The organism is Sphingobacterium sp. SG20118 (genome assembly GCF_044740685.1).
Lineage (GTDB): Bacteria > Bacteroidota > Bacteroidia > Sphingobacteriales > Sphingobacteriaceae > Sphingobacterium.
Window position 1 is genome coordinate 4,868,859 of record NZ_CP172826.1, and the last position, 12,646, is coordinate 4,881,504.

A 12,646-nucleotide genomic window follows, 5' to 3' on the forward strand; every position below is an offset into this window, starting at 1 on the left:
AAGCAAATTTATCTAAGTTTGAGATAAATAGTAATCATCATGAAAGAAGTAACAGTAGAAGAACTTAAATCAAAAATTGATAATAACGAAGATTTTCAATTAATTGATGTACGTGAGACATTTGAGTATGAGGTTTCTAATCTAGGAGGATTGAATATTCCGCTATCTGGAATCTTAATTGAAGTCGAAAAGATTGCTAAAGATAAACCCGTTATTGTTCAATGTCGTTCAGGAAAACGTTCGGCACAGGCAGTAATGATGCTGGAGCAACAAGGCTTTGACAATTTGGCCAACCTAAAAGGTGGTATCGTAGCATGGAAAGAGGAAATCGATCCTGAGATAGACGTCTATTAAGCTTAAATAAATCATGAGCTTTCGGCTCGTATTAGGAGAAATAGCTACTCATGACAGCTTCTCTGCATGAAATGGGAATTTATATTTTAATGAAACCATCATGTGCTTAAGTAAACATGCAGACCGATATGAACGGAGCCCAATCGTATCGGGTGAGTTTTTGAACACGATTAAAAAAATCAATTTATTCTAATGAAAAACTTAGAGTATCAGACTAAACAAGCTTTTTTGTTTAGTCTTGCTTTTTATTGCATTTCACTCGGATCCAAACTGTTTCACTTCGACATTTTTCCAATCCTATTTAGTATTTCTTTGCTGTTGTCCCTTATTTGGGTCGTATTAACATTGCGGGAAATCATATTTTCGGGTCGAATTTCAAACATGGAGCGGATGTTAATGGCATTATTTATTATATTTTTCAATATAATTGCAGGCATATTTTATTTCTTCCTGTTAAGGAAGAAAGTAATTGGTAAAAATTAATATTATGACAAAAAATTTTATTCTAAATATTCTACTTAATTTATTGATTGTAGGAGCGATCTATTATGGTTTTAAAGCTTACGAAGCTGGAAACGTCTTAGTAAGTGGTCTTTCGATTGCCTTATTGGTTGTCTTTATCTTCTTAAAGCGTGCCTTGATGAAGAAGGTTAAAAATGACTTACAAATTGAGGGGGAGCGTAGGAAACAAGAAAAGATGAAGTAATAGAAATGGGCAACTGATTCAGTTACCCATTTTTTATTACTTAAAATGTTTATTACTTTACAAATGGTGGTTTAACCACTTTTGCTTTTATACTTTGGTTACGGATACTGATATAGATTTCAGATCCTTCTTTTGTGAAAGCATTATCAACATATCCTAGACCGATTGATTTCTTCAATGTTGGTGATTGTGTTCCCGAGGTTACACGACCAATTTTGTTTCCATCTGCATCTAAGATCTCATAATCATGACGTGCAATACCACGATCGATCATTTCGAATCCAACTAGTTTTTTCTTGATACCAGCTTCTTTTTCAGCTTTTAGATTAGCAGAGTTAACAAATTCTTTTGTGAATTTTGTTACCCATCCTAATCCTCCTTCTAGTGGAGAAGTTGTATCGTCGATGTCATTACCATATAAACAGAAACCCATTTCTAAACGTAGTGTGTCGCGAGCACCTAAACCAATCGGTTTAATGCCGTAAGCAGCACCAGCTTCAAAAATAGCATCCCAAACTTTTTGCGCATCTTCGTTTGCAACGTAGATCTCAAAACCACCAGCACCTGTATATCCTGTTGCAGATACCAATACATTCTCTACACCAGCAAATGTGCCTTTAGTAAAGGAATAATATTCCATAGACGCAAGTTCGATATCGGTTAAAGATTGCAATGCATCAGCTGCTTTAGGACCTTGTACTGCAAACAATGAAGTTTCATCAGAGATATTTTTCATATCAACTCCAAAGCTGTTGTATTTAGAAATCCAATTCCAGTCTTTCTCAATATTAGAAGCATTCACAACTAAAAAATACGTGTTTTCGTCGATGCGGTATGTTAAAAAATCATCTACTATACCACCGTTTTCATTTGGAAGGTAAGCATATTGAATTTTACCGTCATACAACTTGGTCGCATCATTCGAAGAAACTGCCTGAATAAGGTCTAATGCTTTCTCTCCTTTAAGAATGAATTCGCCCATGTGACTAACGTCAAACACACCTACAGCTGTACGAACAGTCTCGTGTTCATCATTGATACCCGAATATTGAACAGGCATGTTGAAACCTGCAAAAGGAACCATTTTCGCTCCTAAAGCGATATGTGTATCCGTAAGGGCAGTATTTTTGATCATAATACGATAAGTTTTATTTATTTACAAAATTACAAAAATAAACAGCGACTTTAGTCTAAAGATTAGCATTTGTGCAATCGATTTACTGATCTATTGTTAAGGAGTAAATTATTGCTTCCATTTTATCATCATCTGGATCTTCGCAAAGTAAAAAAGTAATTTTTTTGTCCGAGCGCTCTTTCAGCGTAATCCCTTCAAATTTGTGTTTTCCAGGTATCAGGGTTGTCTCCAGTTGCATAGGTTTGTTTTTATTAAATTTTCCTAAAATGGTTCCCGCAATTTCACCATCCAAATAGGTGGAGTTTGAAGCTTCGGCTGCCGCGATAAAATAAACGGTATCTGCAATTAAAATAGCATCCGTAAATGCTGTTTGAACCTCATTGATGAGGGGGAGCTGTATTGGGATAAAACTACTTTCCTCAGGGTTTACCTTGTTGATTTTGAAAATACCGTTTTGACTTTTTTGTCCATTACCGCGGTTGAAAAACCAAATTTCATCGGCGGTATGGATGACTCCTTCAATATTGAAATTATCTAGGTCAACATCAAATTTCTGTTGTAAATGCTGATAGATGCTTGAAAAATCCTCAGCGTTGGCCTCCTTTTCATAAGTTATGCGGGTATTTCGGTTAGGAGTTGAGCCTGACCCATAGATGTAGTATTTGCCTTGGTCATAAGCTATGGATTCAAAATCTGGTTTTTTAGCCTTAGCGATATTTTCTAAATCAATCGCATTTTCATCAAGTCGAATTTTAGATAAAGCGCGTTCATTTAGTGAAAAATCATAGAGGTAGTAGCTGTTATCGGCTATGAGATAAAGATGATTATTTTGATAGACTAATCCGGATGCGGCACTTATTCCAGAAATAGTGAGAAAAAAGTCTAATATTAAGTTCTTCATATCTGATGTGCTAGATTTAAGATGGTCAATACACGATTAAACTCAGGTTGTAGTTTAGCTTTAATGGTGATGACTTCTTTGGTTTTTGGATGCGTAAAAGTTATTTCCGAGGCATGAAGCATCATAGTATCCATCTCAAAATGATCTTTCCAAAATTTATTCTGTTTATTACATCCATGCGGACGATCGCCAATGATAGGATAGAATATATGTGCAAAGTGTTTTCTTAATTGATGCATTCTTCCGGTTGTGGGATTTGCTTCTACTAAGCTATAGCGCGATGTCGGAAATTTACCAGAAGCTATCGGAAGTTTCTGCTTGGGCAATTGTTTTGAAATCGGTCTGCGCTTCCTGAATGGTTCCATTATCTTTTTTCAAAGGATAGTCGATATGCATTTCATCGGGGGCATGACCACGTAATACGGCAATATACCTTTTATCTACAAGTTGGTTTTGAAACAATTGCTGTAACTCCCGATCCATCTCTTTATTTAGGGAAAATAAGAGGATACCGGCTGTTTTCCTATCCAATCGATGTGCAGGGTATACAGTTTGACTAATTTGATCTCTTAAGAGCTGAAGGGCAAATTCGGAAGCGTCGCGCGCAATGGAGGAGCGGTGTACAAGCAGACCATGTGGTTTATTGATCGCGATGATGTCTTCGTCTTGATATAAAATTTCTAACATACTAGATTTACATATTTTTTATAATAGCAATTATTTCATCAGCTTTTTCGTCAATCTTGGGACTGATCCATACTTTTCCAAAAGCACCAAGACCTATGGTATTATTTTGGCCCTGCCATTTAATTTTTGTTAATGAGAAGAGGTAATAGTTTTCTACGACGACACCCTTTTCCACAAATTGTTGTACAACTTGATTCCCAAATAATCGCATTCCAATATCAAGAAATCCTTGTTTCTTATGATCTATTTGATTTTTAATTAAATGCTCAGCCTTTTCTTTTACAACTCGTTCGTGTTGCTCTTGAGTAGGGTTAGTCCAAATTGCTGCCACAGTAATGAGTATGATGACTAAAGCAAAAATTCTTTTTTTATTCATGTCTAAGAAGTTGTAGATACAAAAATAGCGTTTATACCTTCATATAGACGCTATTTTTGTTATTATAATGTACTGTATTAAAAAAATAAGTGCCAAAACCACTCTCCAGATATCCATAAAAGGTAGATGGTACCCACAACAAATAATAGGATGATGGAAAGGATTCCCAATAGCAGCCAAATGGCAGACCCTTGATGTTTGTTTTCATAGTAATGCTCTTTCATCAACTTGATATTTTTCGCATTTGCCTTGTTGAAAAAATCAAATACATTACCAAGAAGTGGAATAGCTCCTAAGATGGCATCCATCGAGATATTGATCAGCATTTTGACAACCAATTTAGAGCTTGCTCCATTTCTCCACATGACCATGACGAGAACGAATGAAGTTCCAAAGCTGGCAATTGTTCCTGCAAAAGGAATAAAATTAAGAATAGGGTCTAGGCCAAAGCGGAATCCAGCTATCTGGAACTTATTGTCCATTAACCATGATAGTCGCTCGACCCAACCGAAGTCATGATCCCTTTTTTTGTGTTTGTCAGCTAAGGATAGATCTCTCTTCATTATAATAATTCAAATGATGCATTTACTTCACTTGTAATCTTGATCGGTTTAATGTCTAGGTCTAAATCATCGGATATATCAGCTGCTTCCATGTTACTTGATTTGAATGAAGCCATGACGCGTGGTGTATTAAAATAGATCATTTGTGGATTCTCAGACAATAGGATTGCTTTGCCAACTTTTTGACCAGCCGCCTCTGCTAATATTGTAGCATTGTCAAGCGCATCTTTAACCGCTTTAACTTTTAACGTTTTTTCCAGTTCTTTCTTTTTTGAATAATCAAGTTCGCTGATTGCTGTATTTTGGATTCCTGCAGCATCTACACCGTCAAATAAATCATTCAATTTATTCAATTGCGTTACTTTGATACGGTACTGTCTGGAAAGTAAAATGTCAGTTTCTTTTTTCTTTTTTGTAGCATAATTGGTGCTATAGATATTTTGAATTGTAAAATCTTTCTTCTCAACACCTACAGTTGTTGCTGCTTGAAATAATTGTTTTTCAAGATTTTCGATTGTTACCTTTTTCTTGGTATTTCCGTCTTGATAAAATTCTTTCAACGTAACATTGATATATATGATGTCTGGAGTTACCTCTTCCTCAGCTCTTCCGATCGTACTTACCATATCTTTATTCGTCATTTGTTGTGCTTGCAAAGTGTGTACAGTTGCTAATAGCATTATTCCTAGCAATAATTTTTTCATAATCTTTCTATTTAATACTTTGTTTTCAAAAATCGAACCATTGTTTATTTGTATTGATGTAGACCTATTTTGAATGAAGAAGTTTAATGGAAAAAAATTAAAAAAGTTTAAGGTTTTTAATAATTTTTAAATATCTTTAAGAAATTTAATACAATAAACAATGCAAGAAGGTGTAGTAAAATTCTTTAATGAAACCAAAGGTTTCGGTTTCATCATTCCAAATTCAGGCGAGAGCGAAATCTTCGTTCACGTTTCTGGTTTAGTAGACAAAATTCGTGAAAATGACAACGTTTCTTACGAAGTTGAACAAGGTCGTAAAGGCCTTAATGCGGTAAATGTAAAAGTTATCTAATCAGATTTTAAGATATATTTATTGTAGAAAAGCCCGATTTCTTATGAAATCGGGCTTTTTTATATTTTATTAACTGTGCTTTTATACCATTGCCTATCTATATGAAAGAAAAAGCGTTGGATTGTGGAATTGGAAAAATCCGCAACAATTAATAATGGATTTCACGTAATGCACTGATTTCTATTCGGCAACATTTAGTTACGAATTATGTGGAGGAATCGGGTCATTATTCCCTCTTTCGAAAGGATTGTTTTGTGTGAATGGGGTACTGTCATGTTCGATGGCTTTTGGATCTTCACCGTAGTCGTTACTAAATTTGTCCCCTTCTAAGACAAAAAGATATAATAAATAGAGATTGACGAATGGTATGATACATAATAACATCAGCCATCCTGTTTTATTAATATCATGAAGGCGTCTGACTGAAACTGCTAAACTCGGGATTAATAGGGCGAGGCTTACAATATAGGAGATGTAGTTAAATGATGAAAACATGAGGCCCAAAATAGCCAGAACACTACTGATGATAAAGTAGATTAATGTAAACATCCAATATTCTTTTCTGCGTGCACGACCATTGAAATTTGCGTAGTTGTCGCGGACTACTTTTAGAAACCATTCCATAGCAATAAATTTAAGTTAGTAATTGTGTTATAATCTTATCTAAAATAGAAAAAATATTTTCTATTAAATTGATTTAATGGAATATTTCTTCTAAAATATACAACGATTTTACTTCTTTGAAATTCGTGAGATGAAGCCGGTAGTAGTCAATTATTTTTTCCAAGAGTATTTGACGGTCTTTTGTGCTCATTTTGATATCCTCCGAGTTATTGAACTCTGTTGCCATTAATTTTCTAAATAGTGAGGTATGCGGCTCCTGCAAGACATATGGATGCTCTGGAAGTTGGTTGGAGAATGTCGCGGCCTCTAGATTGAAATAGGGATAATTTTTTGCAGCCTCTACAGGGTAAAAACCTAAAAACCGACTCAAATTAATTAAAAAAACCAAATGGAAGTTGGCTAAATTTTTTTCAGATTCATCGAGCCATTGAATGGCGTGAAACAAATATTCAAAGAGATGTGGATCACCCGCTTGTTCGCGTAATATTTTATAGAGTACTTCATTGAGGAATATCGCCAATGAGCTTTTGACGATATCGTATGGTATTGTTTTTAGAGGAGGTACTTGATGTGCTTCGGATATGCGCTGTAGCCCATTGTTATCTTTAAAGGTTACAACCATATCCAGGGGATGCAACGCTTGAAGAAAGCCGGATCTAATTTTCGCTTTTGGTTTGCGCGCTCCATTGACGAGGTAGGATTGCAAGCCGAAATGTTCCGTGTAAATTTGTGCAACGACACTACTTTCGGAATAATTAGTCGATTTAAGTACAATACCTCTTGTTTTATGAAGCATATTTAATTTTCTTTTTTATTCTTTCGGATTTCCAACAATGCATTTCTGTCAATTTTACGAATCAGGCGATAAATGATACGCAAGAATCCAATTCCAAATGAAAGTACCCCTAAGATCATCATCGGTTTATACCAGTTGTTTTGCAATTGCATCAGGTAATATCCTATCAAAATGAGAATAATAGCAAGAATAATTTCTAATAGTCCTCTGCGTAAATATTTATTCATGATGTTTACAAATGTGAATTGTTGAAAACTATTTTCGTTGTTTTAGCAAATATAATATAATTAAATACATTATTTTTGCCATTACTAGGACCTAGATTTTTATTTTTTTAAAAATAAATCCTTAAAATTGTTGCATTTAACAAAATAAATATAGATATTTGCACACTCTTTGCGAAAAGATATATTTAAATTAAGACAACAAAATAACATAATATCATGTCAAGAATTTGTGATTTAACAGGCAAAACAGCAATGAATGGATATAATGTATCTAATTCTAACGCTAAAACAAAACGTAAATTTTACCCAAATTTACAAACTAAACGTTTCTTCATTCCAGAAGAAGATCGTTGGATTACATTAAAAGTTTCGACTTCGGCGATTAAAACGATCAACAAAATCGGTATCACTTCTGCTATCGGTAAGTTCATTAAAAAAGGATCAATCTAATTGATTTTTCGCCTGTTGCATAAAATATCATTCATGAATTTCAATCCTAATACTTTTTAGGATTCAAAATAAAGTAAAACAATGGCTAAAAAAGGAAATAGAGTACAAGTTATCTTAGAATGTACTGAACACAAAGAAAGTGGTCTTCCGGGAATGTCTCGTTACATCACGACTAAGAACAAAAAGAATACAACTGAGCGTTTAGAATTGAAAAAATTCAACCCAGTATTGAGAAAAGTTACTGTTCACAAAGAAATTAAGTAATTCACATCTTAGTTGCCTCATAAGCGCTAAGTTAAAATATTAATACCATGGCAAAAAAATCTGTTGCATCGTTACAAAAAGGTGGCGGTAAAGAATTTACAAAGGTTATTATTACTACTAGATCAACTAAAACTGGAGCTTATACTTTCAAAGAAGCTATGGTTCACAATGATAAAGTAAAAGATACTTTAGCACAGGCTGCTAAATAACTTGTAATTTTCCTTTTTTAAAGTTTTTCTTTAAAAAGAATTCAAAAAATAGCCGTTTTGGTATACACCGAAAGGGCTTTTTTTGTTGGTTTCAAATCTCTATCTTTGGCATTCAGTATTGCTACTGATTTGGAAGTAAATATTAACGTATTCACAAGTGAAACATATTTAAATGGGATTATTCGATTTTTTCAAGAAAAAACAAGAAACTCCTGAAGCTCAAGAGGCTCTGGATAAAAGTTTGGAGAAGACCAAGGAAGGTTTCTTTTCTAAAATTACAAAAGCAGTTGTTGGTAAATCAACAATCGATGATGATGTTTTAGATAATTTGGAAGAAATATTGGTGACCTCCGATGTTGGCGTGACCACCACTTTAAAGATTGTAGAGCGTATCCAATCACGTGTTGCACGTGATAAATATATATCGACTTCAGAGCTGAATACGTTATTGAAAGAAGAGATTCAAGAGTTACTCGCAGAAAATAATAGTTCTGACTTTGAAAATTTTGAATACGGCAATCACAAGCCATATGTGATTATGGTAGTAGGGGTCAATGGTGTTGGTAAAACAACGACAATTGGCAAGCTTGCTCACCAATTGAAAACTGCGGGTAATAAAGTTGTTTTGGGTGCTGCGGATACCTTTCGCGCTGCTGCAGTAGAACAAATCAAACTTTGGGGTGAACGTGTTGGTGTTCGTGTGGTAGCGCAAGCGATGGGCTCTGACCCGGCTTCTGTTGCTTACGATGCAATCCAATCTGCCGTGTCCAATGGCGATGATGTCTGTATTATTGATACTGCAGGTCGTCTTCATAATAAGGTCGGCTTGATGAATGAATTGGGGAAAATAAAAAATGTAATGCAAAAGGTAATTCCTGGTGCACCACATGAGATTCTATTGGTTTTAGATGCTTCTACGGGTCAGAACGCAATAGAACAATGTACGCAATTTACGCAAGCAACTGATGTCAATGCGTTAGCACTAACGAAGTTGGATGGTACGGCAAAAGGTGGCGTAGTTATCGGCATATCAGATCAATTTAAAATACCTGTAAAATATATTGGTGTCGGTGAGAAAATCGGCGATTTACAGTTATTCAACAAAAAAGAGTTTGTGGATTCGCTGTTCAAGTAATTCACATCCAATGTATGAAAACAAAATATAGCAAGGCTGTAGAGCCAAAATCAAAACCTCGTGTCAATGTGGTTACATTAGGCTGTTCTAAAAACATTCACGATAGTGAAGTTTTGATGGGACAATTAAAAGGTAACCAAATCGAAGTCGTACATGAGGCGACTAATATTCAAGAAAACGATATCGTTGTCATTAATACCTGTGGTTTTATTGATAATGCCAAACAGGAATCTATTGATACAATCTTGCAATTCTCCGAATTGAAAGAAGAAGGAAAGATAAATAAGGTCATTGTTACCGGCTGTCTTTCGGAACGATATAAACCGGAGTTGGAGTCTGAAATATCGAATGTTGACGCTTATTTCGGAACAAATGATTTGCCAGATTTATTAAAATCTATTGGAGCAGATTACCGTCATGAATTGTTAGGTGAACGTATGTTGACGACACCTTCGCACTATTCTTATTTTAAGATAGCTGAAGGTTGTAACCGTCCTTGTTCATTTTGCGCTATTCCGTTAATGCGTGGTAAGCACGTTTCAAAATCAATCGATGATTTGGTTAAAGAAGCAAAATTTTTAGCTTCTAATGGAACGAAAGAATTAATTCTGATTGCCCAAGACTTGACCTATTATGGTTTGGATATTTACGGTAAACGTAATCTTTCTGACTTGATGCGCCATTTGTCTGATGTAGAGGGTATCGATTGGATCCGTTTGCAATATGCTTATCCTTCGGGTTTTCCTATGGATATTTTGGATGCGATGAACGAGCGTTCGAATATCTGTAATTACCTAGATATGCCATTACAACATATTTCAGATCGTATGTTGACTTCTATGCGCCGTGGTACAAGCAAACAGAAACAGATTGACTTGGTTAATAAAATCCGCGATAAAGTTCCAAATATCGCATTGCGTACGACATTGATCTGTGGATATCCTGATGAGACCGAACAAGATTTTCAAGAGATGTTGGAATGGGTTGAGGAGACACGTTTTGATCGTCTGGGTTGTTTTACTTATTCGCATGAAGAAAAAACTCACGCCCATTCATTGGAGGATAATGTTCCTGAGGAAACAAAGCAAGAGCGCGTAGAAGCGATCATGGAAGTGCAGCAAGGTATTTCTTTTGAGATTAATCAGGAGAAAATAGGCAATACTTACAAAGTGTTAATCGACCGCGTTGATGGTGATTACTTTATCGGACGTACTGAATATGACTCACCAGAGGTAGACAATGAAGTTGTATTGGATGCAAAAACAAACTATGCTCGTATTGGTGATTTTGTAGATGTAAAAGTCGACCGTGCAGAAGACTTTGATTTATATGGATCAATTGTCAAATAATAGATAACAATCGTTGCTTTTATTCGTAAACACTACATTTGTGCGCAGAGAAAATAAAATTGCTTATTTTGTATAGCAATTATGTATATTAATCTGTTTTAGTGCAAATGTAATCACGAATGAAAGCAACTTATATAGACTATAGCGAGACCAACAGCTTTTCTAAGACCCTTATTGCCTATTTGAATCAAGATCAAACTTTGGCTCCTTTTATTGGGAATTGGCCGACATTAGCTGGTTTTGAAAAGCAGATCAAGGAAAAAAAACCCTTTCTTTCGCGTACACTTTTAGTTGATCGATTAAAGGTGCAGTATGGCGATCTTTTAGATTCTTCCCCTCAGGTTTCGGCCAATATTGATAAACTACTGCTCGAAGATGCCTATACGGTTACGACTGGGCATCAACTTAATATTTTTACAGGACCTCTTTATTTTATATTTAAGATCATTACAGCTATTCGTTTAGCAGATGATCTGAAGGCAAAGTTTCCGGACAAGGAATTTATTCCTGTTTATTGGATGGCAACGGAGGATCATGATTTTGTAGAAATTAATCATACCAAACTTTCTGGTAAGAAAATCGTTTGGGATACACCAACTGTGTCTGCTACCGGGCGAATGGATACCGATTCCATTGTTCAGGCTGTAAAGCAATATACGGGTGTTTTAGGACTTTCTGAGCATTCGTGTAAACTTGCCAGCATTGTTGAGGACGCTTATCTCAAGCATCCTAAATTAGCTGATGCAACGCGATACTTGGTGAACGAATTGTTTAAAAAATTTGGATTAGTAATTATCGATGCAGATGATAAGGCTCTAAAAACTGTTTTCAAACCTATTATTGCGGAAGATATTTTAACAGAAAAGAGTTTTCAAGCCATTGGTAGTACATCAAAGGCATTGGAAGATGCGGGTTTTGCGACACAGGTGCATGCGCGTGAAATCAATTTCTTCTATTTGACTGATACCTATCGCGAACGGATTGTGTTAAATGCAGATGGTCGCTATGAAGTTTTGCATCAGGATATATATTTCACAAAAGCGGAATTGGAGAAAGAAATCGATGCTTATCCAGAGCGGTTTAGCCCTAATGTTGTGATGCGCCCGTTGTACCAAGAGCTGATCTTACCAAACTTGGCCTATATTGGTGGTGGTGCGGAGATGGTTTATTGGATGCAATTAAAAGCGAACTTCGATCAATATAATATTGATTTTCCAATCTTAATCCCTCGTAATTCGGCGATGATCACAGAAGATAATGTTGTTTCTAAGATATTTAGACAGGATCTTACTTTTAAAAGTATATTTCGAGATAGTGAGATTCTAAAAAAAGAATTCGTACGCAGGCAGACTAAGCATCGTTTAAATTTGAACGATGAATGGATGGAGTTGAATGCTATATTTGGAAAAATAAAGCTTCGCACACATAAGATCGATCCAAGCCTAGCTCCAAGTACCGAAGCGATAAAAGCACGACTTAAAAAAGCAATCAATAATTTAGAGAAAAAATTAATGCGCGCTGAAAAGCGAAATCATAAAGATGCTTTATCCAATATTGATCATATTAAAGAACGCCTCTTCCCGGGGGGTGGGCTACAAGAAAGGTCTGAAAACTTTGGACTGCTCTATGTGAAATATGGCGATTCTTTATTCGACGAGTTATACAAGCATTTTAATCCCTTGGATTTTAAATTCACGATATTATATTAAAAGTCAGCTAATTGCTGGCTTTTTTCATTTATAATTTGATAACATAGAGTTCAGTTCTAGTTAATAGGTTGTGGTTAGTTTTGTTTACTAACAATGTAACAAAAT

19 protein-coding genes are annotated in these 12,646 nt (G+C 35.3%); 9 read left to right on the plus strand and 10 right to left on the minus strand.

Annotated features, from left to right (window positions below; all coding sequences use genetic code 11):
• The first annotated feature begins 39 nt into the window (after positions 1-39).
• Together ACFX5U_RS22315 and ACFX5U_RS22320 are read left to right on the plus strand one after the other, a co-directional pair.
• Positions 40-354 carry a rhodanese-like domain-containing protein gene (locus tag ACFX5U_RS22315; RefSeq protein WP_038695055.1) on the plus strand — a complete coding sequence of 105 codons (315 nt, stop codon included), beginning with the start codon at positions 40-42 and terminating at the stop codon, positions 352-354.
• A 487-nt stretch (positions 355-841) separates the two neighbouring features.
• Positions 842-1,060, plus strand: coding sequence for a DUF6358 family protein (locus ACFX5U_RS22320; RefSeq protein ID WP_038695057.1), 219 nt, complete (start codon positions 842-844; stop codon positions 1,058-1,060).
• 52 nt (positions 1,061-1,112) lie between these two features.
• Here ACFX5U_RS22320 and gcvT read toward each other — a convergent pair whose 3' ends face one another.
• From gcvT to ACFX5U_RS22355, 7 genes are all read right to left on the minus strand, one after another.
• Entirely contained in the window at positions 1,113-2,192 is a 1,080-nt protein-coding gene (gcvT, locus tag ACFX5U_RS22325; protein WP_200878644.1) for a glycine cleavage system aminomethyltransferase GcvT, read from the minus strand.
• Between the two features lie 85 nt (positions 2,193-2,277).
• Positions 2,278-3,096, minus strand: coding sequence for a DUF6929 family protein (locus tag ACFX5U_RS22330; RefSeq protein WP_400262168.1), 819 nt, complete (start codon positions 3,094-3,096; stop codon positions 2,278-2,280).
• Positions 3,093-3,422, minus strand: a complete 330-nt coding sequence (locus ACFX5U_RS22335; RefSeq protein ID WP_400262169.1) for a hypothetical protein — start codon at positions 3,420-3,422, stop codon at positions 3,093-3,095. Before ACFX5U_RS22335 ends, ACFX5U_RS22330 begins: the two co-directional genes overlap by 4 nt.
• Positions 3,388-3,783, minus strand: a complete 396-nt coding sequence (locus ACFX5U_RS22340; protein WP_400262170.1) for a pseudouridine synthase — start codon at positions 3,781-3,783, stop codon at positions 3,388-3,390. Before ACFX5U_RS22340 ends, ACFX5U_RS22335 begins: the two co-directional genes overlap by 35 nt.
• Before the next feature lie 7 nt (positions 3,784-3,790).
• Positions 3,791-4,159: a DUF4359 domain-containing protein gene (locus ACFX5U_RS22345; RefSeq protein WP_038695066.1), complete on the minus strand. Its 369-nt coding sequence runs from the start codon at positions 4,157-4,159 to the stop codon at positions 3,791-3,793.
• Positions 4,160-4,236: 77 nt separating this feature from the next.
• Positions 4,237-4,722 (minus strand): DUF4112 domain-containing protein, encoded by a 486-nt coding sequence (locus tag ACFX5U_RS22350; RefSeq protein WP_038695068.1) that lies wholly within the window; start codon positions 4,720-4,722, stop codon positions 4,237-4,239.
• Positions 4,722-5,426: an SIMPL domain-containing protein gene (locus ACFX5U_RS22355; protein WP_400262171.1), complete on the minus strand. Its 705-nt coding sequence runs from the start codon at positions 5,424-5,426 to the stop codon at positions 4,722-4,724. Before ACFX5U_RS22355 ends, ACFX5U_RS22350 begins: the two co-directional genes overlap by 1 nt.
• A 160-nt stretch (positions 5,427-5,586) precedes the next feature.
• Here ACFX5U_RS22355 and ACFX5U_RS22360 point away from each other — a divergent pair, with 160 nt between their 5' ends.
• Entirely contained in the window at positions 5,587-5,778 is a 192-nt protein-coding gene (locus tag ACFX5U_RS22360) for a cold-shock protein (protein ID WP_038695072.1), read from the plus strand.
• A gap of 198 nt (positions 5,779-5,976) precedes the next feature.
• Here ACFX5U_RS22360 and ACFX5U_RS22365 read toward each other — a convergent pair whose 3' ends face one another.
• The 3 genes from ACFX5U_RS22365 to ACFX5U_RS22375 form a co-directional block, all read right to left on the minus strand.
• A complete protein-coding gene (locus ACFX5U_RS22365; RefSeq protein ID WP_400262172.1) occupies positions 5,977-6,402 on the minus strand; it encodes a DUF805 domain-containing protein in 426 nt (141 codons plus the stop codon).
• A 73-nt stretch (positions 6,403-6,475) separates the two neighbouring features.
• Positions 6,476-7,198 (minus strand): DNA repair protein RecO, encoded by a 723-nt coding sequence (gene recO / locus ACFX5U_RS22370; RefSeq protein WP_038695074.1) that lies wholly within the window; start codon positions 7,196-7,198, stop codon positions 6,476-6,478.
• A gap of 2 nt (positions 7,199-7,200) precedes the next feature.
• Positions 7,201-7,425: a hypothetical protein gene (locus tag ACFX5U_RS22375; RefSeq protein WP_038695077.1), complete on the minus strand. Its 225-nt coding sequence runs from the start codon at positions 7,423-7,425 to the stop codon at positions 7,201-7,203.
• Between the two features lie 216 nt (positions 7,426-7,641).
• On the opposite strand from ACFX5U_RS22375, the gene rpmB reads away from it, so the two are divergent.
• From rpmB to bshC, 6 genes are all read left to right on the plus strand, one after another.
• Entirely contained in the window at positions 7,642-7,875 is a 234-nt protein-coding gene (gene rpmB, locus ACFX5U_RS22380; RefSeq protein WP_038695079.1) for a 50S ribosomal protein L28, read from the plus strand.
• 81 nt (positions 7,876-7,956) lie between these two features.
• The gene (gene rpmG, locus ACFX5U_RS22385; RefSeq protein WP_002998409.1) at positions 7,957-8,139 is read left to right on the plus strand and encodes a 50S ribosomal protein L33; all 183 of its coding nucleotides are present in this window, start codon (positions 7,957-7,959) and stop codon (positions 8,137-8,139) included.
• 47 nt (positions 8,140-8,186) lie between these two features.
• Positions 8,187-8,348, plus strand: a complete 162-nt coding sequence (locus ACFX5U_RS22390) for a DUF4295 domain-containing protein (RefSeq protein ID WP_081918277.1) — start codon at positions 8,187-8,189, stop codon at positions 8,346-8,348.
• A 172-nt stretch (positions 8,349-8,520) separates the two neighbouring features.
• Positions 8,521-9,483 (plus strand): signal recognition particle-docking protein FtsY, encoded by a 963-nt coding sequence (gene ftsY, locus ACFX5U_RS22395; protein WP_038695082.1) that lies wholly within the window; start codon positions 8,521-8,523, stop codon positions 9,481-9,483.
• A 14-nt stretch (positions 9,484-9,497) separates the two neighbouring features.
• The gene (gene rimO, locus ACFX5U_RS22400) at positions 9,498-10,832 is read left to right on the plus strand and encodes a 30S ribosomal protein S12 methylthiotransferase RimO (protein WP_280571372.1); all 1,335 of its coding nucleotides are present in this window, start codon (positions 9,498-9,500) and stop codon (positions 10,830-10,832) included.
• Between the two features lie 119 nt (positions 10,833-10,951).
• Positions 10,952-12,541: a bacillithiol biosynthesis cysteine-adding enzyme BshC gene (gene bshC, locus ACFX5U_RS22405; protein WP_400262173.1), complete on the plus strand. Its 1,590-nt coding sequence runs from the start codon at positions 10,952-10,954 to the stop codon at positions 12,539-12,541.
• The last annotated feature ends 105 nt before the right edge of the window (positions 12,542-12,646 follow it).

Coding starts and splice junctions, on each gene's coding strand:
- ACFX5U_RS22315 (WP_038695055.1), top strand. CDS start 40: ATGAAAGAAGTAACAGTAGAAGAACTTAAATCAAAAATTGATAATAAC.
- ACFX5U_RS22320 (WP_038695057.1), top strand. CDS start 842: ATGACAAAAAATTTTATTCTAAATATTCTACTTAATTTATTGATTGTA.
- ACFX5U_RS22330 (WP_400262168.1), bottom strand. CDS start 3,096: ATGAAGAACTTAATATTAGACTTTTTTCTCACTATTTCTGGAATAAGT.
- ACFX5U_RS22340 (WP_400262170.1), bottom strand. CDS start 3,783: ATGTTAGAAATTTTATATCAAGACGAAGACATCATCGCGATCAATAAA.
- ACFX5U_RS22345 (WP_038695066.1), bottom strand. CDS start 4,159: ATGAATAAAAAAAGAATTTTTGCTTTAGTCATCATACTCATTACTGTG.
- ACFX5U_RS22350 (WP_038695068.1), bottom strand. CDS start 4,722: ATGAAGAGAGATCTATCCTTAGCTGACAAACACAAAAAAAGGGATCAT.
- ACFX5U_RS22355 (WP_400262171.1), bottom strand. CDS start 5,426: ATGAAAAAATTATTGCTAGGAATAATGCTATTAGCAACTGTACACACT.
- ACFX5U_RS22360 (WP_038695072.1), top strand. CDS start 5,587: ATGCAAGAAGGTGTAGTAAAATTCTTTAATGAAACCAAAGGTTTCGGT.
- ACFX5U_RS22365 (WP_400262172.1), bottom strand. CDS start 6,402: ATGGAATGGTTTCTAAAAGTAGTCCGCGACAACTACGCAAATTTCAAT.
- recO (WP_038695074.1), bottom strand. CDS start 7,198: ATGCTTCATAAAACAAGAGGTATTGTACTTAAATCGACTAATTATTCC.
- ACFX5U_RS22375 (WP_038695077.1), bottom strand. CDS start 7,425: ATGAATAAATATTTACGCAGAGGACTATTAGAAATTATTCTTGCTATT.
- rpmB (WP_038695079.1), top strand. CDS start 7,642: ATGTCAAGAATTTGTGATTTAACAGGCAAAACAGCAATGAATGGATAT.
- rpmG (WP_002998409.1), top strand. CDS start 7,957: ATGGCTAAAAAAGGAAATAGAGTACAAGTTATCTTAGAATGTACTGAA.
- ACFX5U_RS22390 (WP_081918277.1), top strand. CDS start 8,187: ATGGCAAAAAAATCTGTTGCATCGTTACAAAAAGGTGGCGGTAAAGAA.
- ftsY (WP_038695082.1), top strand. CDS start 8,521: ATGGGATTATTCGATTTTTTCAAGAAAAAACAAGAAACTCCTGAAGCT.
- rimO (WP_280571372.1), top strand. CDS start 9,498: ATGAAAACAAAATATAGCAAGGCTGTAGAGCCAAAATCAAAACCTCGT.
- bshC (WP_400262173.1), top strand. CDS start 10,952: ATGAAAGCAACTTATATAGACTATAGCGAGACCAACAGCTTTTCTAAG.